The sequence below is a fragment of the Streptomyces sp. NPDC002144 genome, from assembly GCF_053593695.1.
Genome location: NZ_JBSFDB010000003.1, coordinates 147982 through 170705, shown reverse-complemented (window position 1 = coordinate 170705; position 22724 = coordinate 147982). Strand labels below are relative to the sequence as shown.

The 22724-nt window shown below is 70.1% G+C and carries 28 protein-coding genes; 20 read left to right on the top strand and 8 right to left on the bottom strand.

Features of this window, described 5'->3' with window-relative positions; translation table 11 throughout:
- Positions 1 to 105 precede the first annotated feature (105 nt).
- The 3 genes from ACWCQ1_RS05765 to ACWCQ1_RS05755 all read left to right on the top strand — a co-directional run bounded on the left by ACWCQ1_RS05765 (position 106) and on the right by ACWCQ1_RS05755 (position 2718).
- Positions 106 to 1059 (top strand): heme o synthase, encoded by a 954-nt coding sequence (locus ACWCQ1_RS05765; protein WP_451025927.1) that lies wholly within the window; start codon positions 106 to 108, stop codon positions 1057 to 1059.
- A gap of 153 nt (positions 1060 to 1212) precedes the next feature.
- The gene (locus ACWCQ1_RS05760) at positions 1213 to 1533 is read left to right on the top strand and encodes a hypothetical protein (RefSeq protein WP_451025926.1); all 321 of its coding nucleotides are present in this window, start codon (positions 1213 to 1215) and stop codon (positions 1531 to 1533) included.
- 78 nt (positions 1534 to 1611) lie between these two features.
- On the top strand, positions 1612 to 2718 hold the full coding sequence (locus tag ACWCQ1_RS05755) for an amidohydrolase family protein (RefSeq protein ID WP_451025925.1): 1107 nt from the start codon (positions 1612 to 1614) through the stop codon (positions 2716 to 2718).
- 25 nt (positions 2719 to 2743) lie between these two features.
- Here ACWCQ1_RS05755 and ACWCQ1_RS05750 read toward each other — a convergent pair whose 3' ends face one another.
- Entirely contained in the window at positions 2744 to 4309 is a 1566-nt protein-coding gene (locus tag ACWCQ1_RS05750; protein ID WP_358594820.1) for a hypothetical protein, read from the bottom strand.
- Between the two features lie 176 nt (positions 4310 to 4485).
- On the opposite strand from ACWCQ1_RS05750, the gene ACWCQ1_RS05745 reads away from it, so the two are divergent.
- Positions 4486 to 5049: a winged helix-turn-helix domain-containing protein gene (locus ACWCQ1_RS05745; protein ID WP_133042654.1), complete on the top strand. Its 564-nt coding sequence runs from the start codon at positions 4486 to 4488 to the stop codon at positions 5047 to 5049.
- A 69-nt stretch (positions 5050 to 5118) separates the two neighbouring features.
- Positions 5119 to 5694, top strand: a complete 576-nt coding sequence (locus ACWCQ1_RS05740; protein ID WP_133042653.1) for a hypothetical protein — start codon at positions 5119 to 5121, stop codon at positions 5692 to 5694.
- Here ACWCQ1_RS05740 and ACWCQ1_RS05735 read toward each other — a convergent pair.
- From ACWCQ1_RS05735 to ACWCQ1_RS05720, 4 genes are read right to left on the bottom strand one after another with little or no spacing between them, the layout of a single operon-like run.
- Positions 5671 to 6684: a COX15/CtaA family protein gene (locus ACWCQ1_RS05735; protein ID WP_133042652.1), complete on the bottom strand. Its 1014-nt coding sequence runs from the start codon at positions 6682 to 6684 to the stop codon at positions 5671 to 5673. The two genes, ACWCQ1_RS05740 and ACWCQ1_RS05735, sit on opposite strands and share 24 nt — an antisense overlap.
- Before the next feature lie 46 nt (positions 6685 to 6730).
- Positions 6731 to 7447, bottom strand: a complete 717-nt coding sequence (locus tag ACWCQ1_RS05730) for an ABC transporter permease (protein WP_451026016.1) — start codon at positions 7445 to 7447, stop codon at positions 6731 to 6733.
- A 53-nt stretch (positions 7448 to 7500) separates the two neighbouring features.
- A complete protein-coding gene (locus ACWCQ1_RS05725; protein ID WP_451025924.1) occupies positions 7501 to 8424 on the bottom strand; it encodes an ABC transporter ATP-binding protein in 924 nt (307 codons plus the stop codon).
- A gap of 10 nt (positions 8425 to 8434) precedes the next feature.
- Complete coding sequence (locus tag ACWCQ1_RS05720; RefSeq protein WP_451025923.1) at positions 8435 to 9283, bottom strand: aminoglycoside N(3)-acetyltransferase; 849 nt, start codon at positions 9281 to 9283, stop codon at positions 8435 to 8437.
- 161 nt (positions 9284 to 9444) lie between these two features.
- Here ACWCQ1_RS05720 and ACWCQ1_RS05715 point away from each other — a divergent pair, with 161 nt between their 5' ends.
- Genes ACWCQ1_RS05715 through ACWCQ1_RS05680 form a run of 8 tightly spaced genes read left to right on the top strand, consistent with a single transcriptional unit; the run spans position 9445 to position 15972 of the window.
- Positions 9445 to 10155: a helix-turn-helix transcriptional regulator gene (locus ACWCQ1_RS05715; protein WP_358594806.1), complete on the top strand. Its 711-nt coding sequence runs from the start codon at positions 9445 to 9447 to the stop codon at positions 10153 to 10155.
- Entirely contained in the window at positions 10152 to 11576 is a 1425-nt protein-coding gene (gene sufB, locus ACWCQ1_RS05710) for a Fe-S cluster assembly protein SufB (RefSeq protein WP_058926029.1), read from the top strand. The genes ACWCQ1_RS05715 and sufB overlap by 4 nt, the downstream gene beginning before the upstream one ends.
- A 58-nt stretch (positions 11577 to 11634) precedes the next feature.
- A complete protein-coding gene (gene sufD / locus ACWCQ1_RS05705) occupies positions 11635 to 12816 on the top strand; it encodes a Fe-S cluster assembly protein SufD (RefSeq protein WP_133042647.1) in 1182 nt (393 codons plus the stop codon).
- Positions 12816 to 13133 (top strand): bifunctional 3-phenylpropionate/cinnamic acid dioxygenase ferredoxin subunit, encoded by a 318-nt coding sequence (locus ACWCQ1_RS05700; protein WP_133042646.1) that lies wholly within the window; start codon positions 12816 to 12818, stop codon positions 13131 to 13133. The genes sufD and ACWCQ1_RS05700 overlap by 1 nt, the downstream gene beginning before the upstream one ends.
- 8 nt (positions 13134 to 13141) lie before the next feature.
- Positions 13142 to 13906 (top strand): Fe-S cluster assembly ATPase SufC, encoded by a 765-nt coding sequence (gene sufC / locus ACWCQ1_RS05695; protein WP_358594800.1) that lies wholly within the window; start codon positions 13142 to 13144, stop codon positions 13904 to 13906.
- Positions 13903 to 15159 carry a cysteine desulfurase gene (locus tag ACWCQ1_RS05690; RefSeq protein WP_133042644.1) on the top strand — a complete coding sequence of 419 codons (1257 nt, stop codon included), beginning with the start codon at positions 13903 to 13905 and terminating at the stop codon, positions 15157 to 15159. Before sufC ends, ACWCQ1_RS05690 begins: the two co-directional genes overlap by 4 nt.
- Before the next feature lie 16 nt (positions 15160 to 15175).
- Positions 15176 to 15643 carry a Fe-S cluster assembly sulfur transfer protein SufU gene (sufU, locus tag ACWCQ1_RS05685; protein ID WP_133042643.1) on the top strand — a complete coding sequence of 156 codons (468 nt, stop codon included), beginning with the start codon at positions 15176 to 15178 and terminating at the stop codon, positions 15641 to 15643.
- Positions 15640 to 15972, top strand: coding sequence for a metal-sulfur cluster assembly factor (locus ACWCQ1_RS05680; protein WP_358594796.1), 333 nt, complete (start codon positions 15640 to 15642; stop codon positions 15970 to 15972). The genes sufU and ACWCQ1_RS05680 overlap by 4 nt, the downstream gene beginning before the upstream one ends.
- Before the next feature lie 74 nt (positions 15973 to 16046).
- On the opposite strand, the gene ACWCQ1_RS05675 is transcribed toward ACWCQ1_RS05680, so the two are convergent.
- On the bottom strand, positions 16047 to 16886 hold the full coding sequence (locus ACWCQ1_RS05675) for an AbfB domain-containing protein (RefSeq protein WP_133048150.1): 840 nt from the start codon (positions 16884 to 16886) through the stop codon (positions 16047 to 16049).
- A 258-nt stretch (positions 16887 to 17144) separates the two neighbouring features.
- Here ACWCQ1_RS05675 and ACWCQ1_RS05670 point away from each other — a divergent pair, with 258 nt between their 5' ends.
- The 3 genes from ACWCQ1_RS05670 (at position 17145) to dapD (ending at position 19207) form a co-directional block, all read left to right on the top strand.
- Positions 17145 to 17465 carry a DMT family transporter gene (locus ACWCQ1_RS05670; protein ID WP_133048151.1) on the top strand — a complete coding sequence of 107 codons (321 nt, stop codon included), beginning with the start codon at positions 17145 to 17147 and terminating at the stop codon, positions 17463 to 17465.
- Positions 17465 to 18013 carry a TetR/AcrR family transcriptional regulator gene (locus ACWCQ1_RS05665; protein WP_358594792.1) on the top strand — a complete coding sequence of 183 codons (549 nt, stop codon included), beginning with the start codon at positions 17465 to 17467 and terminating at the stop codon, positions 18011 to 18013. Before ACWCQ1_RS05670 ends, ACWCQ1_RS05665 begins: the two co-directional genes overlap by 1 nt.
- Positions 18014 to 18217: 204 nt before the next feature.
- Complete coding sequence (dapD, locus tag ACWCQ1_RS05660) at positions 18218 to 19207, top strand: 2,3,4,5-tetrahydropyridine-2,6-dicarboxylate N-succinyltransferase (RefSeq protein ID WP_133048153.1); 990 nt, start codon at positions 18218 to 18220, stop codon at positions 19205 to 19207.
- A gap of 52 nt (positions 19208 to 19259) precedes the next feature.
- Here the strand turns inward: dapD and ACWCQ1_RS05655 are convergent, their stop codons facing one another.
- Together ACWCQ1_RS05655 and dapA are read right to left on the bottom strand one after the other, a co-directional pair.
- Positions 19260 to 19763, bottom strand: a complete 504-nt coding sequence (locus ACWCQ1_RS05655; RefSeq protein WP_133048154.1) for a hypothetical protein — start codon at positions 19761 to 19763, stop codon at positions 19260 to 19262.
- A gap of 68 nt (positions 19764 to 19831) precedes the next feature.
- On the bottom strand, positions 19832 to 20722 hold the full coding sequence (dapA, locus tag ACWCQ1_RS05650; protein ID WP_358594788.1) for a 4-hydroxy-tetrahydrodipicolinate synthase: 891 nt from the start codon (positions 20720 to 20722) through the stop codon (positions 19832 to 19834).
- 170 nt (positions 20723 to 20892) lie between these two features.
- Here dapA and ACWCQ1_RS05645 point away from each other — a divergent pair, with 170 nt between their 5' ends.
- The 4 genes from ACWCQ1_RS05645 (at position 20893) to ACWCQ1_RS05630 (ending at position 22724) form a co-directional block, all read left to right on the top strand.
- Positions 20893 to 21033 (top strand): hypothetical protein, encoded by a 141-nt coding sequence (locus tag ACWCQ1_RS05645; RefSeq protein WP_165955099.1) that lies wholly within the window; start codon positions 20893 to 20895, stop codon positions 21031 to 21033.
- Entirely contained in the window at positions 21030 to 21722 is a 693-nt protein-coding gene (locus ACWCQ1_RS05640; protein WP_358594785.1) for a hypothetical protein, read from the top strand. The genes ACWCQ1_RS05645 and ACWCQ1_RS05640 overlap by 4 nt, the downstream gene beginning before the upstream one ends.
- A 70-nt stretch (positions 21723 to 21792) precedes the next feature.
- Positions 21793 to 22212, top strand: coding sequence for a phage holin family protein (locus tag ACWCQ1_RS05635; protein WP_133048157.1), 420 nt, complete (start codon positions 21793 to 21795; stop codon positions 22210 to 22212).
- Positions 22209 to 22724, top strand: a complete 516-nt coding sequence (locus ACWCQ1_RS05630) for a DUF3618 domain-containing protein (protein ID WP_358594782.1) — start codon at positions 22209 to 22211, stop codon at positions 22722 to 22724. Before ACWCQ1_RS05635 ends, ACWCQ1_RS05630 begins: the two co-directional genes overlap by 4 nt.

Here is a 22724-nt window from a genome sequence, read left to right as displayed (position 1 = left end):
CCCCCGCGAAGGCCGGGGTATGGGCAACGTCTACAGTGGCGTGGTACGCGCGAGCCTTTACCGGCACTTCACACGGGTGAGGCTCGCTGGGATGTCTCTGTAGGGGTGTGCGTGACGGCCGTCGAATCCCGTCCAGCGGGTGTACTCGGTGCGAGCGAGAGCCCGCGTCACCGGCCGTTCGGGGCCCGTGTCAAGGCGTTCGTGGCGCTGACCAAGCCGCGGATCATCGAGCTCCTGCTCATCACCACCGTGCCGGTGATGTTCCTGGCCCAGCAGGGGGTGCCGGACCTGAAGCTGGTCCTGCTCACCTGCGTCGGCGGCTACCTCTCCGCGGGCGGCGCGAACGCGCTCAACATGTACATCGACCGCGACATCGACGCGCTGATGGACCGCACCTCGCAGCGTCCGCTGGTCACCGGCATGGTGAGCCCGCGCGAGTGCCTCGCCTTCGGCATCTCCCTGGCGGTCGTCTCCACCCTGCTCTTCGGCCTCACCGTCAACTGGCTGAGCGCCTGGCTGTCCCTCGGCGCGCTCCACTTCTACGTCGTCGTCTACACGATGATCCTCAAGCGCCGTACCTCGCAGAACATCGTGTGGGGCGGCATCGCCGGCTGTATGCCGGTGCTGATCGGCTGGTCGGCCGTGACCGACTCCCTGTCCTGGGCCCCGCTCGTCCTCTTCCTGGTGATCTTCTTCTGGACGCCGCCGCACTACTGGCCGCTGTCGATGAAGGTCAAGGAGGACTACGCGCGCGTGGGCGTGCCGATGCTGCCGGTCATCGCCTCCAACAAGGTGGTCGCCAAGCAGATCGTGATCTACAGCTGGGTCATGGTCGCCGTCTCCCTCCTGCTGACCCCGCTCGGCTACACGGGCTGGTTCTACACCTCGGTCGCGCTGGTCGCGGGCGGCTGGTGGCTGTGGGAGGCGCACGCGCTGCAGAGCCGCGCGAGGTCGGAGGTGACGGGCGCGAAGCTCAAGGAGATGCGCCTGTTCCACTGGTCGATCACCTATGTGTCGCTGCTGTTCGTGGCGATCGCGGTGGACCCCTTCCTGCGCTGAGCGCTCCGCTGGAAGTGCCGGATGCGTCGTCGGTCGTCCGCGGCGTCGTCGTGGCCGGTCGCGCAGTTCCCCAGCCCCTCTTGGCCGCCGTGAGGCGGGGGTCACGTGCCCCGGCCGTCGCCAGTCGATCTACTCGTGGGTAGCATCCTGGCCATGGCAGACACGCAGCAGGTTGACGCGAAGGCGGAGCGCAAGGCGGCGAAGCTCGCGCAGCGGATCCAGGCCTTCTCCAAGGCGCACGGCGGTGCCGAGGGTCAGGTGGCCTACATCGGCGAACGAGGCGCCCGCATCGTCCTCGTCGGCGAGGACGGCGCCTGGGGCGACCTGGTCGCCCCCACCTACGAGATCGCCGGCAAGGCGGTCGAGCAGTCCGGCATCACCGCCCACGAGTCCTTCGTCGGCGAGTTCGCGGCGAAGGTGAGCACCGGCGCCTACGAGTGGAAGCGCATGGCCGGCATCCAGCTGGGCGGCTGAGCGACGCCCCTCAGGCCGCGACCTCACACCGGGTTCACCCGTTAGGACGTGTAAGACCACGTCCCACGGGGAGTCCGGATGATCGAAACGCCGTCCCTGGTGGACCAGTACTGCCACGGCGTGCTGAGGACGGAGCTGGGTCTCGGGACCTTCGAGGCCCAGCTGGCCCGGACCGAGGGCCCGCCCGCCCCGGGCACCACCCTCTTCGACACCCAGACCGGTTTCGCCGTACGACGCTGGTGTCCTCCCTTACTCGGTCTGGAACCGCACTGTCCCCCCGCCCGTTATCTCGCCCGCCGCCGGGAGCTCGGCGTCCTGGAATCGGGCCGCAGGCTGCTGCGGGGCAGCGGCATCACGACGTACCTGGTCGACACGGGGCTGCCCGGCGACCTCACCGGACCGTCCGAGATGGCGTCCACGGGCGACGCCGACGCCCATGAGATCGTGCGGCTGGAACTGCTCGCGGAGCAGGTCGCCGACACCTCCGGAACCGTCGAGTCCTTCCTCGCCAACCTCGCCGAGTCGGTGCACGGCGCCGCCGGGAACGCCGTCGCCTTCACCTCGGTGGCGGGCATCCGGCACGGTCTGGCGCTGGCGCCCGAGCCGCCCGGCCCGGGGGAGGTGCGCGGCGCGGCGGGGCGGTGGCTGGCGGGCCGCGGGGTGGGCGGTGAGCTGACCGACCCGGTCCTGCTGCGCCACCTCCTGTGGATCGCCGTGGCCTCCGGCCGCCCCCTCCAGCTCCACGCGGGCCTCGGCGAACCGGGCACCCGCATCGACCGCACGGACCCGGTGCTCCTCACGGACTTCGTGCGCGCCACGGCAGGCCTCGGCACGGACCTGGTCCTGCTGCACGGCTACCCGTACCACCGCCACGCCGCCCACCTCGCCGGCGTCTTCCCGCACGTCTACGCCGACTCAGGCGCCGCACTCATCCGCACCGGCGCGCGCTCCGCCGGCGTCCTCGCGGAGATCCTGGAGCTGGCCCCCTTCGGCAAGATCCTCTTCTCCAGCGGCGCCCACGGGCTGCCGGAACTGCATGTCGTGGGCGCCCGCCTGTTCCGCGAGTCCCTCGCCCGGGTCCTCGGCACCTGGGTCACCGAGGGCGCGTGGTCCCTCACGGACGCCCAGCGGGTGGCGGGGATGGTGGCGGCGGGCAACGCGCGGAGGGTGTACGGGCTGGACTGACTCCCGTGCGCCGGGCCCGCGGCCGCTATTCCACCTCCTGCTCCGGCTCGACGTCCGTCTCCGTCCAGACCGGGTCCACCTCGGCCCAGCCCGGTCGCAGGACGGGAAGCGGGAGCAGGCCGTCCGCGGGGGTCACCTCGGTGTCGTCGCGGTAGATCACCCGGGACAGGTCGACGGCGCTGCCGGCGCGGCAGAACTGGGTGTCGTACTCGCCGTACGTCGTCGCCCGGTGGGAGCGCGGGCCGGTCACGACGCAGTTGAAACCGTCCCCCGGCTCGACGTACGGCGGTGTGTGCATCTCCGCCCCGACGGCGAGGCTGTTGGCCAGGACGACCGAGGCTCCGAACTCCTCGATGCAGCGCTGGGCCGCCTGACGTTCCCACTGGGCCCTGGCACGCATGATCGGCGCGGCGAACAGCGGGACGAAGATGTGGGAGACCCCGAACGCCTGCAGCTTGGCCGCCCAGCGGACGGACTGCTTGACGTCCTCGCAGATGAACACCGCGATGCGCCCCAGGGTGCTCTCCAGCACCGTGATCTCCAGACCCCGGGTGATGTCCTCGCGGGCGAGCCCCTGGTGCGGTTCCCCGGGCAGCCGCCACTGGGCGGCGAGGTCGGCGGTCAGCGTGAAGCCGGCCATCTTGTCCTGCTCCAGGATCACCTGGCCGGTGCGGCAGTCCATCAGCACGGCCCGGTTGGGCGGCGGGACGTCGGCGCTGGGTTCCTCGTTCGTGTCGTCGATCGGTCCGGTGCCCAGCAGCACCCACTCCAGGGCGCTGTCCTCGGGCAGTTCCCTGAGCAGGTTGCTCCAGTGCCGCAGCAGGGGAGTGGACAGCGTGCTCTCCGGAAGGACGCCGATGCGGGCGTCCGACTCCCAGAGATTGCGGACCGCCTGACGGACGCGCTCGGTGAGACGGGCCTCGGACGGTGTGATCCGGTATCTCCGGCCCGGGCCTTTAGGGCGCCATTCGAACTCCAGATCGGAGTACTTTTCCAGGAGAGGAACCGAGCCGAGGGAAATCGGCTGCTCGGTGCTGAATGCCGGGTCGTTCCGGCTGGGTATCCGGCCCAGGCGGATTTGCCGGCAGTCGTCCGGGGTGACCCGGTGCACGTTGAAGAAATCCGCTTTGTTCTCCCACTCCGCCATGACCTTGCCGGGGCGGGCGCACCGGGGCAGCAGCAGGCCGGTCGTCTCGTGCGGGTTGTTCAGCCGGTTGTGGCGGATGTAGCGGACGCTCAGCCAGGCCATGGCCGGCTCGTCGAACCCGGGGCTGAACGGATTGGCGGCCGCCAGGGCCCAGTCGAGACCGACCAGGACGGCGAACATGCCGAGGTGGCCGTGGGTATCGACCTCGCGGACGATGTCCCCCGCCAGTCGTCCGGTGACGCGGCCGCTGCCCAGGACCTGTTTGCACACATGGTCCGCGATTCCGAGGACGGTCGAATCCCGTAACCAATCGATCGCCTCGTCGGCGCGGAAGCGCTCTTCCGGAAGGAGATCGTAAAGAATCACGAACAGGTCGGCCGGATCGGTCGATAATTCAACCCCGTTGATCGAATGCGAGGCGGCGCGCGGCATTTCTTCGTCCATGGTTCTCCCCCCGATGCGTGAGCGCGTAGCGAGAATATTAACGGCGGCTCGCGCATATGCGTCCTGAACGTTTCGACAAGTACGCAAAAAATCATGACGGTCTCACTTGACACTCACTTGACATCGCCGCATGGTGGAGAAGGACCCACAGCCGAGGAGTGGATCGGGGGACGACCATGAGCGAGCAGGAGAGCGCTCGGCGCGACAGGGCGACCGAGGTGCGCGATCTGATCGACGACATGCAGGTCGACTACGGCATGTCGGACGAGTGCTTCAGTTCGCTGGGCATGCTCATCACCGACGCGTCCCTGGCGGCGGACGAGCCGGCCCTGCGCACGGCCCACGACGGGCTGCGGCGGTTGTACGGACAGCTCGTGCCGGAGGGCGACAACCCCAAGGTCGTCGAGCAGCGCGGGAGGCTGCTCGGTCTGATCGACGTGACGTTCTGGGCGCTGCGCCGGCTGCCCTCGGGACTCCGGCTGAAACTGGATCCGCAGGGTCACGCGGCCCGCTTCCTGACCGAGATCGCCCGGGACCCCGGCCTGAGCAACGAGCAGCTCGCCGAGCGGCTGGACGTGGACATCACCGAGGTCAGCCGGGTCGGCCGCAAACTGCTGGCGTCGGGGGTGGCGTGGAAGGGCCGCCAGTGGCGGCACAACGTGTGGACGATCACCCCGCGCGGCGCCGTCTGTCTGGAGCAGGCAGGCCTCGTCGACGCGCAGGACTCCGGCAGGGACTAGGCGACGGCGGTGAGCGAGGGGGAGAGCGGAAGACCGCGGTCCTCGGGCGAGCCCGCGCCCGAGGAGGGCATGACCGCCGGCGTCCAGTTCGCGACGGGGTGGGACGTCGTCGTGCTGGTCGGTGTGCTGCTCGTGCTCACCGTCGCCCTCGCCACCGTACTGATCCAGGCCTGGCCGACCACCCCCGTGCCGGGCGGTGGCGCCGCGAAGGCCGAGCGGGTGCGGATCCTGCTCTGGAGACCCCTGCTGCCGCGCGACACCCTGCTGTTCCTGGTGGTCACGGCGGCCGGCGGCCTGGGCGCGCTCATCCATGTGCTGCGCTCGGTCTACGAGTACGTCGGCGACCGGAGACTCAGGCGCAGCTGGCTGCCGATGTACCTCCTGGAACCCTTCGTCGGGGCCGTGCTGGCGCTGGTCGTGTACTGCGTCCTGCGGGGCGGCCTGACGACCAGCATGGCCTCGTCCGGCGACATCAATCCCTACGGTGTCACCGCTGTGGCCGCGCTCGTCGGGATGTTCTCCCGGCAGACGGTCGACAAGCTGCACGCCGTCTTCAACACCCTGCTCACACCGCCTCGGGACAGCCCCGAGGAGGGCCTGACCCGCCCCGGGGGCTCGCCCTCAGACCCCGGCCCCGACAGCTGACCCCGACTGCGCGGGCCCCGGAATCCCCAGATCCGCCCCGGGCCGCTCCCGCAGCGCCAGCAGCACGCGCAGGACCCAGATCCAGATCAGGCCGGAGCCGAGCATGTGCAGGCCGACCAGGAACTCGGGAAGGTGCGTGAAGTACTGGACGTAGCCGATGACGCCCTGGGCGAGCAGGACCAGGAACAGTTCACGGGTGCGGGCCAGCGGGCCCCTGGGGGCGTCGACCGCCTTCAGGATGAACCACAGGGCGAAGGTCAGCGTCACCACGATCCAGGCGAGCACCGCGTGCAGCTTGGCGACCGTCTCCCAGTCGACCGGGATCCGCTCGACCTCCTTGGAGTCACCCGCGTGCGGCCCGGCACCGGTCACGACCGTGCCCACCGCGATCAGCAGGACGGACGCGGTCACCAGGAACCACACCAGCTGCTGCACCGGCTTGCCGACCAGCGGGCGCGGGGCCCCGTCGCCCTCGCGGGTGCGCTGCCACATCACCGTGGCGACCGCGATCAGGCCGGAGGACAGCAGGAAGTGCGCCGCGACCGTGTACGGGTTCAGGCCGACCAGCACCACGATGCCGCCGAGGACCGCGTTGCTCATCACGATCCAGAACTGGGCCCAGCCGAGCCGGGTCAGGGAGCGCCGGTACGGCTTCTCGGAGCGCGCCGCGATGATCGCCCAGCCGACGGCCGCGCACAGCACGTACGTCAGCATGCGGTTGCTGAACTCGATCACGCCGTGCACGCCCATGGCGCTGGTCGTGGTGAGCGAGTCGGCCGTGCACGTGGGCCAGGTCGGGCAGCCGAGCCCGGACCCGGTCAGCCGCACCGCACCGCCGGTGACGACGATGACCACCGACATGACGAGCGCGGAGAGGGCCGCCCGCTGAACCGTCCGGGGTGTCGGGGTCCAGCGTGCGGCGATGAAGGCGAGCGGGTTGCGCACGGCCGCGAGGGCGTCGGCGCGGGTCACGTTTGGCACGCGCCCCATCGTAGGCCGCCGCTTGTGCACGCTTTCACGAGGGTCCATGCCGCCCCTACTCCCAGCGGAAGAACTTCCCGGCGGCCGCCAGCCCCAGGACCGCCCACACGGCCAGGATCCCCAGGTCGCCCCAGGGCATGCCGGCGCCGTGCTGCAGGACGTCCCGCAGCCCGTCGGACAGGGCCGAGATCGGCAGCAGGCCCAGGACGTCCTGGGCGCCCTGCGGGAACTTGTCCAGCGGGACGATGACGCCGCCGCCGACGAGCAGCAGCAGGAAGACCAGGTTGGCGGCGGCCAGGGTCGCCTCCGCCTTCAGGGTGCCCGCCATCAGCAGACCCAGACCGGAGAAGGCCGCCGTGCCGAGGACCAGCAGGAGCAGGACGGCCAGGGGGTTGCCGTGCGGGTTCCAGCCGAGCGCGAAGGCGATCACCGGCAGCAGGACGACCTGCAGGATCTCGGTGACCAGGACCGACGCCGTCTTCGCCGTCATCAGGCCCCAGCGGGGCAGTGGCGAGGAGGCGAGGCGCTTGAGGACGCCGTAGCGGCGTTCGAAGCCGGTGGCGATCGCCTGGCCGGTGAAGGCGGTCGACATCACCGCGAGGGCCAGGATGCCGGGGGTGAGGAAGTCGACCGCCTCGCCCGCGCCCGTGTCGACGATGTCCACCGAGCTGAACAGCACGAGCAGGAGGGTCGGGATCACGGCGGTGAGCAGGAGCTGCTCCCCGTTGCGCAGCAGCATCTTCGTCTCGAGCGCCGCCTGGGCCGCGATCATGCGGGGCAGGGGGGCCGCGCCGGGCTTCGGCGCGTACGTACCGGTCGCCGTGGTCACGAGCGCAGCTCCTTGCCGGTCAGTTCCAGGAAGACGTCTTCGAGGGTGTGGCGTTCCACCGAGATCCTGTCCGGCATCACACCGTGCTGGGCGCACCAGGACGCCACCGTCGCGAGCAGCTGGGGGTCGACCTTGCCGACGACCCGGTACGAGCCAGGCGTCAGCTCGGCGGCGCTGCAGTCCGCGGGGAGCGCCTTCAGCAGGGAACCCACGTCGAGACCGGGGCGGCCGACGAAGCGCAGGGTGTTCTCGGCGCCGCCCCGGCACAGGTCCTCGGGCGAGCCCTGTGCGATGACCCGGCCCGCGTCGATGATCGCGACGTCGTCCGCGAGCTGCTCGGCCTCCTCCATGTAGTGCGTGGTGAGGATGACCGAGACGCCGTCGGCGCGCAGATCGCGGACCAGGTCCCAGGTCGCGTGGCGGGCCTGCGGGTCGAGACCGGCGGTCGGCTCGTCCAGGAAGACCAGCTCCGGGCGGCCGACGACCGCCATGGCGAGGGCCAGGCGCTGCTGCTGGCCGCCGGAGAGCCGGCGGTAGGTCGTACGGCCGCAGCTGCCGAGACCCAGGCGCTCGATCAGCGCGTCCACGTCCAGCGGATGGGCGTGCAGTTTCGCCACGTGCCGCAGCATCTCGTCCGCCCGCGCGCCCGAGTAGACGCCGCCCGACTGGAGCATCACGCCGATGCGGGGGTGCAGCTCATGCGCCTGCCGTACCGGGTCGAGGCCGAGCACGCGGACCGTGCCGGAGTCCGGTCTGCGGTAGCCCTCACAGGTCTCCACGGTGGTGGTCTTGCCCGCGCCGTTCGGGCCGAGTACGGCGGTCACGCCCGCCCTGGCCACCAGGTCGAGGCCGTCGACGGCGGTTTTGGTGCCGTACCGCTTCATCAGGGCCTGAACCTGGACCACGGGCTCACTTCGCATGGGCCCGAGTCTAGGTACGCGGTCCGCGGCCCCGACGGGCGGGTGCAGGATCTCCACCCGCCGGCACCTCGTCCTCCCGGGACCGGTGCAGCGTCAGCCACCGCTCCGCGTAGGCCACCGCGTCCGCCACCGGGAACAGCCGTACGTCGGCCGCGCCCACCGTGCCCCGTACGACGGGACGGTCCCGCTCGAAGTCGTACCCCAGCTCGTCGAACCGGTCCGAGGTGATCGACACCTCGGTCACCGTCTCCCAGCCGTCCGCCCCCGGCCGGCCGACCCGCACGAGCGGGGACGGTATCCGGTACTCGGCGAGATGGAAGCAGGTGCAGGTGTCGTAACCGGCGCCGAGGAGCAATACGCGCGCGTGCAGCCGCTCCAGGCGGGCCAGCGGGCTGCGCTCGCCGAGCCGGCAGTCGGGCGCGTGGCTGTCGAGTATCTCCGCGGCGCGCGGACCGAGGGCCGCGAAGGACGTCTGCGGATGCGCGCTGCGCAGGGCGCCCGGCCAGGTACGCAGCGTCTCCGGGATCACGCCCACCCCGCGCGAGGGCGTCAGCCGCGGGTCGTAGGCCGGCATGGTCGCCCGGATCCGGTCCCACCACTCCTCGGGCACGGGCGGCCGCTCCCACAGGGCCGGGTCCGAGAGGTCGCCGGTCTGGGTCGGGACGACGATCGTGCCGTCCGGGCCCACCGCGTCCAGCAGGGCCTGGACGACCGCCACGGCTCCTCCGCAGACCCAGCCGAGACTGCTGAGGGAGGAGTGCACGAGAAGGATCTCTCCGGGTTCGACACCGAGCGCGCGCAGCTCTGCGGTGACGGTGTCGCGAGTGACAAGTGGGCCGGTCGGAAGGGGTGTCGGCATGGTTCGCGAGTCTGCTCGACCCGAATCGCGAACGCCACCGATTTGATCGATCAAAGATCGTTTCCCCAGGTCATCTTAGGTGAGCCTAAGTGATGCAGCGCACCGCCCGTCGGAGCGGACGTGGGTTGCCCGGCCCTGAGGAATTACGCAACAATGGTGTTGTGAAATACGTCGGCGAGGCTCAGGAGGAACTCGCGACCGGTGAGCGCTCCACGCGCAACCGGGTCGCGCGGTCCATCCTGGACCACGGCCCGTCGACCGTCGCGGAGCTGGCCGGCCGGCTGGGCCTGACCCAGGCCGCCGTCCGCAGGCACCTGGACGCACTGGTCGCCGACGACGTCGTGGAGGCCCGTGAGCAGCGGGTGTACGGCACGCGCACGCGTGGGCGCCCCGCCAAGGTCTTCGCGCTCACCGACTGCGGCCGCGACGCCTTCGACCAGTCCTACGACAAGCTCGCCGCGGACGCCCTGCGCTGGATCCAGGAGCGCTTCGGCGGGGACGAGGCGGTCGTCGCCTTCGCGCGCGCCAGGATCGCCGAACAGGCCGACGCCTACCGCAGGGCGATCGAGGCCGCCGCCCCCGAGGAGCGCACGGAAGCCCTGGCCAAGGCGCTGAGCGCGGACGGGTACGCTGCTACGGCGCGCAGCGCACCGGTCGGCGAGCAGCTGTGCCAGCACCACTGCCCCGTCGCCCATGTCGCGGAAAAGTTCCCCCAGCTCTGCGAGGCGGAGACCGAGATCTTCTCCCAGCTGCTGGGAACCCATGTCCAGAGACTGGCGACCATCGCGCACGGTGACGGCGTCTGCACGACGTTCATCCCCAAGATTTCCCACAACGCATCTGCAAGCACGGCCGGGAGGAACCCCGCATGACTCTCCCCATCGAGGAGACCGCCCACCCTGAGCTCGAAGGTCTGGGCAAGTACGAGTACGGCTGGGCGGACTCCGACGAGGCCGGCGCCTCTGCCAAGCGCGGTCTGAGCGAGGAGGTCGTCCGCGACATCTCCGCGAAGAAGAACGAGCCGGAGTGGATGACCAAGCTCCGTCTCAAGGGCCTGCGCCTGTTCGACAAGAAGCCCATGCCGAACTGGGGCTCGGACCTGTCGGGCATCGACTTCGACAACATCAAGTACTTCGTACGCTCCACGGAGAAGCAGGCGGAGTCCTGGGAGGACCTGCCCGAGGACATCAAGAACACGTACGACAAGCTCGGCATCCCGGAGGCGGAGAAGCAGCGCCTGGTCGCCGGTGTCGCCGCCCAGTACGAGTCCGAGGTCGTCTACCACCAGATCCGCGAGGACCTGGAGGAGCAGGGCGTCATCTTCCTGGACACCGACACCGCGCTGAAGGAGCACCCGGAGCTCTTCAAGGAGTACTTCGGGACCGTCATCCCGGTCGGCGACAACAAGTTCGCGTCGCTGAACACCGCGGTGTGGTCCGGCGGCTCCTTCATCTACGTGCCGAAGGGCGTGCACGTGGAGATCCCGCTCCAGGCCTACTTCCGCATCAACACGGAGAACATGGGCCAGTTCGAGCGGACCCTGATCATCGTCGACGAGGGTGCCTACGTGCACTACGTCGAGGGATGTACGGCCCCGATCTACAAGTCGGACTCGCTGCACTCCGCGGTCGTCGAGATCATCGTCAAGAAGAACGCCCGCTGCCGCTACACGACCATCCAGAACTGGTCGAACAACGTCTACAACCTGGTCACCAAGCGCGCCGTCGCCTACGAGGGCGCGACCATGGAGTGGATCGACGGCAACATCGGCTCCAAGGTGACGATGAAGTACCCGGCCGTCTACCTGATGGGCGAGCACGCCAAGGGCGAGACCCTCTCCATCGCCTTCGCGGGCGAGGGCCAGCACCAGGACGCCGGTTCCAAGATGGTCCACATGGCGCCGAACACCTCCTCCAACATCGTCTCCAAGTCGGTGGCGCGCGGCGGTGGCCGTACCTCCTACCGCGGTCTCGTCGAGATCGGCGAGGGCGCCCACGGCTCCAAGTCGAACGTGCTGTGCGACGCGCTGCTCGTCGACACCATCTCCCGCTCCGACACGTACCCGTACGTCGACGTCCGCGAGGACGACGTGTCCATGGGCCATGAGGCGACCGTCTCCAAGGTCTCCGAGGACCAGCTCTTCTACCTGATGAGCCGTGGTCTCTCCGAGTTCGAGGCGATGGCGATGATCGTGCGCGGCTTCGTCGAGCCCATCGCCAAGGAGCTGCCCATGGAGTACGCCCTCGAGCTCAACCGGCTGATCGAGCTCCAGATGGAAGGCGCGGTCGGCTAAGCACCCACCGCCGTCCCCATCACGTCACTTACGCAGGAAAGAGAGCACACCGACAGCCATGGCTGAGGCCCAGAACATCCCGGTGGGCAGCACCACCGCCGGCTCGATCGCGGTCGCCGCCGAGTCGACCGTCGCCACGCGCATGAGCGCGCCCCCGTCCTTCGACGTGCAGGACTTCCCCGTCCCGCACGGCCGTGAGGAGGAGTGGCGTTTCACCCCGCTGGAGCGCCTGCGCGGCCTGCACGACGGCACCGCCGTCGCGACCGGCGAGGGCGTCAGGGTCGAGGTGGAGGCCCCCGAGGGCGTCACCGTCGAGACCGTCGGCCGTGACGACGCCCGGATCGGCAGGGCGGGCACCCCCGTGGACCGCGTCGCCGCCCAGGCGTACTCGGCGTTCGAGAAGGCCGGCGTGGTCACCGTCCCCAAGGAGACGGTGCTCACCGAGCCGATCCGCATCGCCGTGCACGGCGAGGGCGGGACCCGCTTCGGCCACCAGGTGATCGAGCTGGGCGCCTTCGCCGAGGCCGTCGTCGTCATCGACCACACCGGTGACGCCGTGCTCGCCACCAACGTCGACTACATCCTGGGCGACGGCGCGAAGCTGACCGTCGTCTCCGTCCAGGACTGGGACGACAAGGCCGTGCACGTCGCCCAGCACAACGCCCTCATCGGCCGGGACGCGTCCTTCAAGTCCGTCGTCGTCACCTTCGGCGGCGACGTCGTACGACTGCACCCGCGCGTCTCCTACGCCGGCACCGGCGGTGAGGCCGAGCTGTTCGGGCTGTACTTCACGGACGCCGGCCAGCACCAGGAGCACCGCCTCCTGGTCGACCACAACGCCCCGCACTGCAAGTCCAACGTCGTCTACAAGGGCGCGCTCCAGGGCGACGACGCGCACGCCGTGTGGATCGGCGACGTGCTCATCGAGGCCAAGGCCGAGGGCACCGACACGTACGAGATGAACCGGAACCTGGTTCTGACCGACGGCGCCCGCGTCGACTCCGTGCCGAACCTGGAGATCGAGACCGGCGAGATCGTGGGCGCCGGACACGCCTCCGCCACCGGCCGCTTCGACGACGAGCAGCTCTTCTACCTGATGGCCCGCGGCATCCCGGCCGACGAGGCCCGCCGTCTGGTGGTCCGCGGCTTCTTCGCGGAGCTGGTCCAGCAGATCGGTGTCGACGACATCGAAGAGCGCCTCCTCGTGAAGATCGACGAGGAGCTGGAGGCCACGGTCTGATGGCCTTCGTACGCGCCTGCGCGCTGAGCGAGCTGGAGGAGGACACCCCCAAACGGGTGGAACTCGACGGCACGCCGGTCTCCGTCGTGCACACCGCGGGCGAGGTCTTCGCGATCCACGACGTCTGCTCGCACGCCAACGTCTCGCTGTCCGAGGGCGAGGTGGAGGACTGCCAGATCGAGTGCTGGCTGCACGGCTCCAGCTTCGACCTGCGCACCGGCAAGCCGTCCGGCCTCCCCGCCACGCGCCCCGTCCCCGTATACCCCGTAAAGATCGAAGGGGACGACGTGCTCGTCTCCCTCAACCAGGAGTCCTGAGGCAACCCATGGCAACGCTTGAAATCCGAGACCTGCGCGTCACCGTCGAGGCCGACAACGCCACGAAGGAGATCCTCAAGGGCGTCGACCTGACCGTGAAGCAGGGCGAGACGCACGCCATCATGGGCCCCAACGGCTCCGGCAAGTCGACCCTCGCCTACTCCCTCGCGGGCCACCCCAAGTACACGATCACCGGCGGCACCGTCACCCTCGACGGTGAGGACGTCCTGGAGATGTCCGTCGACGAGCGCGCCCGCGCCGGCCTGTTCCTGGCGATGCAGTACCCGGTCGAGGTCCCCGGTGTGTCCGTGTCGAACTTCCTGCGGACCTCCGCCACCGCCATCCGCGGCGAGGCCCCCAAGCTGCGCACCTGGGTGAAGGAGGTCAAGGAGGCCATGGAGCGCCTCAACATGGACCCCTCCTTCGCCGAGCGCAACGTCAACGAGGGCTTCTCCGGCGGTGAGAAGAAGCGCCACGAGATCCTCCAGCTCGAACTGCTCAAGCCGAAGATCGCGATCCTCGACGAGACCGACTCCGGTCTCGACGTCGACGCGCTGCGGATCGTCTCCGAGGGCGTCAACCGCGTCCGTGGGACCGGCGAGGTCGGCACCCTGCTGATCACGCACTACACGCGCATTCTGCGCTACATCAAGCCCGACCACGTGCACGTGTTCGCCGGCGGCAAGATCGTGGAGTCCGGCGGCGCCGAACTCGCCGACAAGCTGGAGAACGAGGGCTACGAGGCTTACACGAAGGGTGGCGCATCCGAGTGACACAGCTGCCGGGCCTCCTCGACGCCGAGGCGATCCGCAAGGACTTCCCGATCCTGGACCGGCTGGTCCACGACGACCGGAAGCTCGTCTACCTGGACAACGCGGCGACCTCGCAGAAGCCGCGCCAGGTGCTGGACGCCCTCGCCGAGTACTACGAGCGCTACAACGCCAACGTCCACCGCGGTGTGCATGTGCTCGCCGAGGAGGCCACGGCGCTGTACGAGGGCGCGCGCGACAAGGTCGCCTCCTTCATCAACGCGCCCTCGCGGGACGAGGTGATCTTCACCAAGAACGCCTCCGAGTCGCTCAACCTCGTGGCCAACATGCTCGGTTGGGCCGACGAGCCCTACCGGGTGGACTCCGAGACCGAGATCGTCATCACGGAGATGGAGCACCACTCCAACATCGTGCCCTGGCAGCTGCTCTCGCAGCGCACGGGCGCGAAGCTGAAGTGGTTCGGCCTGACCGACGACGGCCGGCTCGACCTGTCCAACATCGACGAGATCATCACCGAGAAGACGAAGATCGTCTCCTTCGTGCTGGTCTCCAACATCCTGGGCACGGTCAACCCGGTCGAGACGATCATCCGGCGCGCCCAGGAGGTCGGCGCCCTCGTCTGCATCGACGCCTCCCAGGCCGCCCCGCACATGCCGCTGGACGTACAGGCCCTGCAGGCCGACTTCGTGGCCTTCACCGGTCACAAGATGTGCGGCCCGACCGGCATAGGCGTCCTGTGGGGCCGTCAGGAGCTGCTGGAGGACCTGCCTCCGTTCCTCGGCGGCGGCGAGATGATCGAGACCGTGTCGATGCACTCGTCGACCTACGCGCCCGCGCCGCACAAGTTCGAGGCGGGCACCCCGCCGATCGCTCAGGCGGTCGGTCTCGGCGCGGCCATCGACTACCTGAACGCCATCGGCATGGACAAGATCCTCGCCCATGAGCACGCGCTGACGGAGTACGCGGTCAAGCGTCTGGCGGAGGTCCCCGGCCTGCGGATCATCGGCCCGACCACGGCTGAGGAGCGGGGCGCGGCGATCTCCTTCACGCTCGGCGACATCCACCCGCACGACGTGGGCCAGGTCCTCGACGAGCAGGGCATCGCGGTCCGGGTGGGCCACCACTGCGCGCGGCCCGTCTGCCTCCGGTACGGAATTCCCGCGACCACGCGAGCGTCGTTCTATCTGTACTCCACGCCGGCCGAGATCGACGCTCTGGTCGACGGGCTGGAACACGTACGGAACTTCTTCGGCTGATGGGACGAGCGATCGCATGAAGCTGGACTCGATGTACCAGGAAGTCATCCTGGACCACTACAAGAACCCTCATGGGCGTGGTCTTCGTGATGGCGACGCCGAGGTGCACCACGTGAACCCGACCTGCGGCGACGAGATCACCCTCCGCGTGAGGTACGAGGGCACGAGGATCGAGGACGTCTCGTACGAGGGCCAGGGCTGCTCGATCAGCCAGGCCTCCGCCTCCGTGCTGAACGAACTGCTGGTCGGCAAGGAGCTGGCCGACGCGCGGAAGATCCAGGAGACCTTCCTGGAGCTGATGCAGTCCAAGGGCAGGCTGGAGCCCGACGACGCGATGGAGGAGGTGCTGGAGGACGCGGTCGCGTTCGCCGGTGTCTCCAAGTACCCGGCCCGGGTCAAGTGCGCCCTCCTCAGCTGGATGGCGTGGAAGGACGCGACGGCCCAGGCGCTGGGTGGCGCCGAAGCCGAAAGGAAGACGGCATGACCGACACCATTGAGATGAAGCCGGCCTCGGAGGAGGAGCTCCGCGAGGCCCTCATGGACGTGGTCGACCCCGAGCTGGGCATCGACGTCGTCAACCTCGGCCTGATCTACGGCATCCACATCGACGACGCCAACATCGCGACCGTCGACATGACCCTGACCTCCGCGGCCTGTCCGCTGACGGACGTCATCGAGGACCAGGCCAAGTCCGCCACGGACGGCCTCGTCAACGAGCTGCGGATCAACTGGGTCTGGATGCCGCCGTGGGGCCCGGACAAGATCACCGACGACGGACGCGAGCAGCTCCGGGCGCTGGGGTTCAACGTCTGAGACACCGCCCGGGACACTCGGGCACGCGGACACGAGAAGCGGCGACACCTCACGGGTGTCGCCGCTTCGTGCTGTCAGGCCACGCCGCCCACCAGCCGGAACGCCGAGTCCGCCAGGTACAGGGAGCTGTTCTGGAACGGGTCGAGCTTCAGCTGGAAGTTCTGGTGGCGCAGGAAGCGGCCCGGGTAGTTGATCGACTCCAGCATGACCGCGCCCGGGTAGGCGGAGCCCCGGGGGCAGAAGGTCGCGTCCTGCCGGAAGAGGGGCGAGCCGTCGTTCGGTTCGTCGCGCAGCAGGAAGTTGCGGTGGCGCAGGTACTTGCCGTCATGCGTGACGAACGAGTAGCAGGAGCCGTTGGCAAGGCCCTTGACCTGCTTGAAGGTCGAGTCCTGGCGGGACTCGGAGCCGCGGAGCGGGTCGAGTTTCACGAAGTCGCCGCTCACGTGCCAGTAGCGGTCCGGGAAGTTGACCGAACGCAGGGACCGGTAGGTGGCCGACGGCTTCGGTTTGCCCGGTGAACTCGCATGGGAGGCCGGCGACTTGGTCGGCTTCGGGGTGTGGGCAGCGGACGGCGAGCCGTTGTCCAGCGGGGTGGGGGAGGTGTCGGTCTCCCCCGAGGAGAGCCCGCTCTTGCCCGAGGGCGGGGCGGTGGCCCCGTTCGCGGGGGGCGTGGCGTAGGAGATCAGGCCCGGGACGGTGGAGCCGGCGCTCGGGGACGGGCTCTTCGCCGCGTCCGTCGAGGCGCCTGGGCCGTTGTCCATCACGGCTATCCAGGTCACGCACGTGATGATCGTGGCCACGGCCAGTCCGCCGGCCAGCCAGAGTCTTCGGGTGCCGGGTGCGCGGGACGTGTCGGGGGTCCAGCCGTTCTCCCATGGTTCGTTCCGCGGAGGCTGGGGGGTGGTTTCTGGCATGCGTTGTTCCTCCAGCGGCGCCCGAGGCGGCGGCCGGGGGTGTGGGGATGGGGTGAGTGAGCGGTGAAACACTAGTGGAGACAGGGGCGTTGGGGGGAGATGTTACAGCGAGCGGTTTCCATGAATAGTGAACCTCCCTGCCGAATTCCCCCTCCGGGATAGCGCGGGCGCTCACCGGTCGTCCGCGGCTTCACATCTCTTCCTCAAGTGTGTGTTGATGTGTACGCGAGTACGCAATCCTTGTGTACGCTTGTACACATGGGATATCTCTTTCTCGGCACGGCCATCGCCGCCGAGGTGGGCGCCACCACCGCCATGAAGTACAGCGAGGGCTTCAGCCGGCTGGTGCCGTCCGTGCTGACCGTCCTCGGCTACATCGTCTCCTTCGTCCTGCTCGCGCAGACGCTGAAGACCCTCTCCGTCGGGACGGCCTACGCCATCTGGTCCGGCGTCGGCACCGCGGCGATCGCCACGATCGGGCTGCTCTTCTTCGGCGAGGGCATGACCGTGACCAAGGCCGCGGGGATGGCCCTGATCATCGTCGGAGTGGTGGTGCTCAACCTCGGGGGCGCGCACTGATGGCCCGCCGCTACGACCCCGACCGGCGGCAGCGGATCATCGACGCCGCGATCCGGGTGGTCGGCGACAAGGGGCTCGCCGGGCTGACCCACCGCACGGTCGCGGCCGAGGCCGATGTGCCGCTCGGCTCGACGACGTACCACTTCAGTACCCTCGACGAGCTGATGGTCGCCGCGCTGCGGCAGGCGAACGAGGGCTTCGCCAAGGTGATCGCCTCACGCGGCGGACTGACGGACCCGGACGCCGATCTGGCCGCCGAACTCGCCGGCTGGATGGGCGAGTGGCTCGCCGGCGATCGGACCGGCGTCGAGCTGGAGTACGAGCTGTATCTCGCCGCTCTCCGCCGCCCCGCGCTGCGACCGGTGGCCGCCGAGTGGACCGACGACCTGGTCCGCCGGATCGCCCGTCATACCGACCCGACCACGGCACGGGCGCTGTGCGCGCTGATGGACGGCATCTGCCTCCAGGTCCTGCTGACGGGCACGCCGTACGACGAGGACTACGCGCGGGAGATGCTGACCCGGGTGATCCCCGCGGATCCGCCGTAGCGGCAGCCGCCGGTACTTGGAAGGGGACGAATTCCCCGTGGGCGGCGGGTCCGCCGAGTGGGGTGTCCCCGGGCGTGTCCCCGGGGCCTTTCCCGGTCGGCGTTCCCGGTCGGCCGCCGTGCGGTCACGCGCTCACCGCCCGGCACCTGAGACGGGTGCGGGGCTGGTTGGCCTGGGTGGGGGTCGGGCGGTTAGGTTGCCCTCATGACCGACACGACTGCTCCTCGTTCCACCGGTGCCGTGGCCGCCGGGCTTGCCACCATCGCCGCCGACGGCACCGTCCTCGACACCTGGTTCCCCGCGCCCGCGCTGACCGAGGAGCCCGGTCCCGCCGGCAGCGAGCGGCTGGACGCCGAGCGGACCCGGGAGCTGCTCGGGGAACACGGCGAGGCCGCCCTCGGCAAGGACGGGGTGCGTGGCGTGGAGATCGTGGCGGTGCGCACGGTCATCTCCTCGCTCGACGACAAGCCGCTCGACGCGCACGACGTCTGGCTGCGTCTGCACCTGCTCTCGCACCGTTTGGTCAGGCCCAACGAGCAGAACCTCGACGGCATCTTCGGCTTCCTCGCCAACGTCGCCTGGACCTCCCTCGGCCCGGTCGCCGTGGACACCCTGGAGACGGTCCGGCTCGCCGCCCGCGCCCGCGGGCTGCACGTCAGCGTCTTCGGCGTCGACAAGTTCCCGCGGATGACCGACTACGTCGCCCCGGCCGGTGTGCGCATCGCCGACGCCGACCGCGTCCGCCTCGGCGCCCACCTCGCGGCCGGCACCACGGTCATGCACGAGGGCTTCGTCAACTTCAACGCCGGCACCCTCGGCACCTCCATGGTCGAGGGCCGTATCTCGCAGGGCGTCGTCGTCGGCGACGGCTCCGACATCGGCGGTGGCGCCTCCACCATGGGGACCCTCTCCGGCGGCGGCAAGGAGCGGGTCCGCATCGGCGAGCGCTCCCTGGTCGGTGCCGAGGCCGGCGTCGGCATCGCGCTCGGCGACGACTGCGTGGTCGAGGCGGGCCTCTACCTCACCGCCGGCACCAAGGTCACCCTCCCCGACGGCCAGATCGTCAAGGCCCGCGAGCTGTCCGGCGCGGACAACATCCTCTTCCGCCGCAACTCGGTCACCGGCACCGTCCAGGCCGTGCCGAACAACGCCGAGTGGGGCGGTCTGAACGACATCCTGCACAGTCACAACTGAGCCGTGGCGCGGTGACGGGCGCCCTTCCGCCGGCGGGCGGAGGGGCGCCCGCTCATGCGCACCGCGTCCGGGCGAACTCCGCCAGCGTCCGGAAGTCGTCGTCGCGCAGACCCACCCGGGGGCTGACCTGGTGCAGCAGGGCCGGAGCCGGATGGGCCGCGGCGACGTACCGCTCGTCCGCCGGGGTCTGTTCGTCGTCCACCCAGGCGAACGGCCGGCCGTCGGCGTACGCCACGATCGCCTCCGTCTTCCAGTGGACGCCGTCCGGGCGCAGCGCGAACAGGCCCTCGCCGAAGTCGACGTACGGCAGCTCCGGCAGCCCGACGGTCGGGCCGATCCAGCGGTTCGCCGCGTCCATCCAGGTCGTCGCCCAGCACAGCTCGTAGCCGAGGCCCAGCAGCGCCGGTCCGTGCGAGGGGTTCAGCCACACCCGCAGGGCCTGGCCCGGCCGCAGGGCGACCTTGATCGTCGTATAGCCCTCGGGGCGCCGCTCCGGCTTCGCCGCCCAGGGATTGAGGGGGCCGTCGACGTCGAGGAAGAGCAGGGGAGGGCGCACAGGGACAAGGTACGGCCAGAGGTCCGCTCGCGGGCAGAGACGGACCTACGTGGTGTCGCGGGCGGTGGTCAGCCGGCCGTGAGGTCCTCGTAGGCCGCCAGCAGCCCGTCGACCGTCTCGCGGCTCGCGGGACGCAGCGGGGCGCGGACGGGACCCGCGGGCAGACCGAGTTCGTTCAGCAGGGCCTTCGCCGTGACTGTGCCGGGCAGGCCCGCCGCCATCATCGACTCGATCAGGGGAGTGGCCCCTTGCTGCACGCGGGCCGCCGTCGCCGTGTCACCCGAGTCGAACGCGTCGAGGACGGACCGGAGTTGGGCGGGCACGACGTTGGCGACGGTGCTGACATAACCCGCGCCGCCCACCGCGTACAGCGCGAGATTGTGCTCGTCGCAGCCCGCGTAGTACGCCAACTCCGTTAGGGCCAGCACCTTTTGGGCGCCGAGGAAGTCGTAGGAGCAGTCCTTGACCGCCACGATCCGGGGATGCTCGGCGAGCCGCAGCATCGTCCCGGGCTCGATTCGGGTGCCGGTGCGGCCGGGGATGTCGTACAGCACGACCGGCAGGCCCGAGGCGTCGGCGACCGTGCGGAAGTGTTCCTCCAGCGCGTCCTGCGGGGGTCGGCTGTAGTACGGGCTGACCACCAACACCCCGTCCGCGCCCGCCTTTTCGGCCTGCAGCGCCAGCTCCACGGTGTGCCGGGTGTCGGAGGTGCCGACCCCCGTCACGATCGACGCCCGGTCGCCCACCGCCTCCCGCACCGCCTCGACGAGCGCCGCCTTCTCGGCGTCCGAGGTGGTCGGCGACTCACCGGTCGTGCCGGACAGCACCAGGCCGTCGCAGCCCCGGGAGACGAGGTGGTCGGCGAGTCGCTGGGCCCCGTCGAGGTCGAGCGCGCCGTCCGCCGAGAAGGGCGTGATCATGGCGCAGAGGGCACGGCCGAAGGGTGCGGTGGTTGTCATGCCGTACAGTCTCGGCAGAGTGATGGTGAAGCTCCACTTAATTCTTCTACGAGGTATTACTAAGCACTGCTTCGGAATCAGCCGTGGGTCGACCATGCCCTATGTCCTTTCCGCCCCCTGATGAGTCACCATGAACAGGACGGTCATCGGCATCGGCCCATGGAGGCGTCATGAAGCTCGGCAAGGCACTGGCCACCGGAGTCGCGCGGGAAGAGCAGCCGCGGGCTGAGGTCCTGGAACCCGAGGAGCTCGAACTGCCCGAGGAGATCAAGGACCTGAAGGCCCCCGAAGAGGTTCCGGCGGCCCGATGAGACTGCGGCTTCCGGAGGAACGCCCGACGGAGCCGCCGACCGGATACAAGATCGCCCACCCGGTGCTGTCCCAGGACGGCACCCGGGCCGGGTTCACCGGTGTGTCGCTCGGCGGCGCGCTGCCGTACGGGGTCCTCGCGGACGCGTCCTGCGTCTACGGCCTGCGGCACCGGTCGCCGCACCGCCGCTGCGACTGCGGCTTCCACTGCGTGCACGACCGTACGGCGGCCGAGGCGCTGCTGTGCACGGCCGAGAACCGGGCGGCCGTACTGCTCGAGGTGTCCGTCCTCGGCCGCTACATCCGCTTCGAGCGAGGCTTCCGCTACGCCCGCCAGCGGGTGCGCACCGCCACGGTCGGCCCCTGTACCTGCGGCACCGTGGCCGCCGGCCTGGCCGACGCGGGCTGGGGCCGTCCGGGGTGGCGCGCCCTGGCACCCTCCTGCGCGGGATGCGTCCGCGGTCGTCCGTCCGTCTCGCTCGCCGCCTTCGCCCGGCTGGCCGGCGACGGGCTGCGGGTGATCGCCGGTGTGCAGGACGCCCGTCAGGTGGCCGGCCTCACCGCCACGGACGATCTCGGAGTGCCCGAACTGGCCGCGGAGGCCGCGCTGTTGCAGGCCCGTCTCGACTGGTTCCAGACTCAACTGGCCCGGTTGCGCGAGCCCGGGCGGGGCGGCGGGCCCGAGGGGTAGTGGGGGCCGGTCCGGGTACCCGGGGTGTTCCGAACGTTTTCGAACCAGAGGAACACGAGAGGAGGCGACCGTGACCGGGACCACCCACTCCGGGCCGGTGCGCGACGGGCACCAGTCGGTGGGCGACCTCGTCGGCCAGGCCACCGAACAGCTTTCCCGGCTCGCACGACAGGAAGTGGCCCTCGCCAAGGAGGAGTTGGCCGAGAAGGGCCGGCGCGCCGGGCGGGGCGGCGGACTGCTCGGCGCGGCGGGCGCGTTCGGGTACGCCGGGCTGCTCGCGGCGGCGGGCACGGCCATCGCCGCCCTCTCGCTGACGCTGTCCGTCTGGGCCGCGGCGCTCATCGTGACGGCGGTGCTGCTCGTGATCGCCGCCGTACTCGGCGCGATCGGCCGCGCCCAGCTGCGCAAGGCCACGCCCCCCACTCCCGAGGAGGCCCTCGGCAGCGTCAAGGCCGATGTCGAGGAGATCAAGGAGAGGGCACACCGATGACGGACAAGACCGCGGGGAAGACGGGCGTGAAGGGCCCCGACGAGCTGCGCCGCCAGATCGAACGGACGCGCAGCGAACTCGGCGCCACCGTGGAGCAGTTGGCCGAAAAGATGGATGTGAAGGGGCGGGCGCGGGCCCGGGCGGCGGACCTCAGGGACAAGGCCGGCGCGATGACCGTGCAGCTGCGCAGCACGGCCGCGCTGGCCGGACACACCGTGCAGGAACGGGCCACCCAGGCCGGGCACATCGTGCAGGAACGTGCCACGCAGGCCGGCCACAAGGTCCAGGACCGGGCGACCAACACCGGGCGGCAGATGATCCGGGCGGGCCACACCGCCCAGGACAAGGCGACGGAGACCGGCCGCACCCTGGAACACCGGGCGGAACGCGACATGCCGTGGCCGGCCGGCCCCGTGGTCAGGGCAGCGGTACGGCACCCTCGCCCCGCCCTGATCATCGGCGCGACGCTGGCGGTGGTCGTGGTGGTGGGGTGGAGGTATCCCAAGAAGTGA

Excerpts from the sequence above, each read along its gene's own strand:
- ACWCQ1_RS05630 (WP_358594782.1), top strand. The coding sequence starts at position 22,209 with ATGACGGACAAGACCGCGGGGAAGACGGGCGTGAAGGGCCCCGACGAG.
- ACWCQ1_RS05740 (WP_133042653.1), top strand. The coding sequence starts at position 5,119 with ATGACCGCCGGCGTCCAGTTCGCGACGGGGTGGGACGTCGTCGTGCTG.
- ACWCQ1_RS05675 (WP_133048150.1), bottom strand. The coding sequence starts at position 16,886 with ATGCCAGAAACCACCCCCCAGCCTCCGCGGAACGAACCATGGGAGAAC.
- ACWCQ1_RS05665 (WP_358594792.1), top strand. The coding sequence starts at position 17,465 with ATGGCCCGCCGCTACGACCCCGACCGGCGGCAGCGGATCATCGACGCC.
- ACWCQ1_RS05645 (WP_165955099.1), top strand. The coding sequence starts at position 20,893 with ATGAAGCTCGGCAAGGCACTGGCCACCGGAGTCGCGCGGGAAGAGCAG.
- ACWCQ1_RS05760 (WP_451025926.1), top strand. The coding sequence starts at position 1,213 with ATGGCAGACACGCAGCAGGTTGACGCGAAGGCGGAGCGCAAGGCGGCG.
- ACWCQ1_RS05680 (WP_358594796.1), top strand. The coding sequence starts at position 15,640 with ATGACCGACACCATTGAGATGAAGCCGGCCTCGGAGGAGGAGCTCCGC.
- ACWCQ1_RS05735 (WP_133042652.1), bottom strand. The coding sequence starts at position 6,684 with ATGGGGCGCGTGCCAAACGTGACCCGCGCCGACGCCCTCGCGGCCGTG.
- ACWCQ1_RS05745 (WP_133042654.1), top strand. The coding sequence starts at position 4,486 with ATGAGCGAGCAGGAGAGCGCTCGGCGCGACAGGGCGACCGAGGTGCGC.
- sufC (WP_358594800.1), top strand. The coding sequence starts at position 13,142 with ATGGCAACGCTTGAAATCCGAGACCTGCGCGTCACCGTCGAGGCCGAC.
- ACWCQ1_RS05750 (WP_358594820.1), bottom strand. The coding sequence starts at position 4,309 with ATGGACGAAGAAATGCCGCGCGCCGCCTCGCATTCGATCAACGGGGTT.
- ACWCQ1_RS05700 (WP_133042646.1), top strand. The coding sequence starts at position 12,816 with ATGGCCTTCGTACGCGCCTGCGCGCTGAGCGAGCTGGAGGAGGACACC.
- ACWCQ1_RS05720 (WP_451025923.1), bottom strand. The coding sequence starts at position 9,283 with ATGCCGACACCCCTTCCGACCGGCCCACTTGTCACTCGCGACACCGTC.
- sufD (WP_133042647.1), top strand. The coding sequence starts at position 11,635 with ATGGCTGAGGCCCAGAACATCCCGGTGGGCAGCACCACCGCCGGCTCG.
- ACWCQ1_RS05640 (WP_358594785.1), top strand. The coding sequence starts at position 21,030 with ATGAGACTGCGGCTTCCGGAGGAACGCCCGACGGAGCCGCCGACCGGA.
- ACWCQ1_RS05670 (WP_133048151.1), top strand. The coding sequence starts at position 17,145 with ATGGGATATCTCTTTCTCGGCACGGCCATCGCCGCCGAGGTGGGCGCC.
- ACWCQ1_RS05730 (WP_451026016.1), bottom strand. The coding sequence starts at position 7,447 with ATGATCGCGGCCCAGGCGGCGCTCGAGACGAAGATGCTGCTGCGCAAC.
- sufB (WP_058926029.1), top strand. The coding sequence starts at position 10,152 with ATGACTCTCCCCATCGAGGAGACCGCCCACCCTGAGCTCGAAGGTCTG.
- sufU (WP_133042643.1), top strand. The coding sequence starts at position 15,176 with ATGAAGCTGGACTCGATGTACCAGGAAGTCATCCTGGACCACTACAAG.
- dapD (WP_133048153.1), top strand. The coding sequence starts at position 18,218 with ATGACCGACACGACTGCTCCTCGTTCCACCGGTGCCGTGGCCGCCGGG.
- ACWCQ1_RS05755 (WP_451025925.1), top strand. The coding sequence starts at position 1,612 with ATGATCGAAACGCCGTCCCTGGTGGACCAGTACTGCCACGGCGTGCTG.
- dapA (WP_358594788.1), bottom strand. The coding sequence starts at position 20,722 with ATGACAACCACCGCACCCTTCGGCCGTGCCCTCTGCGCCATGATCACG.
- ACWCQ1_RS05725 (WP_451025924.1), bottom strand. The coding sequence starts at position 8,424 with ATGCGAAGTGAGCCCGTGGTCCAGGTTCAGGCCCTGATGAAGCGGTAC.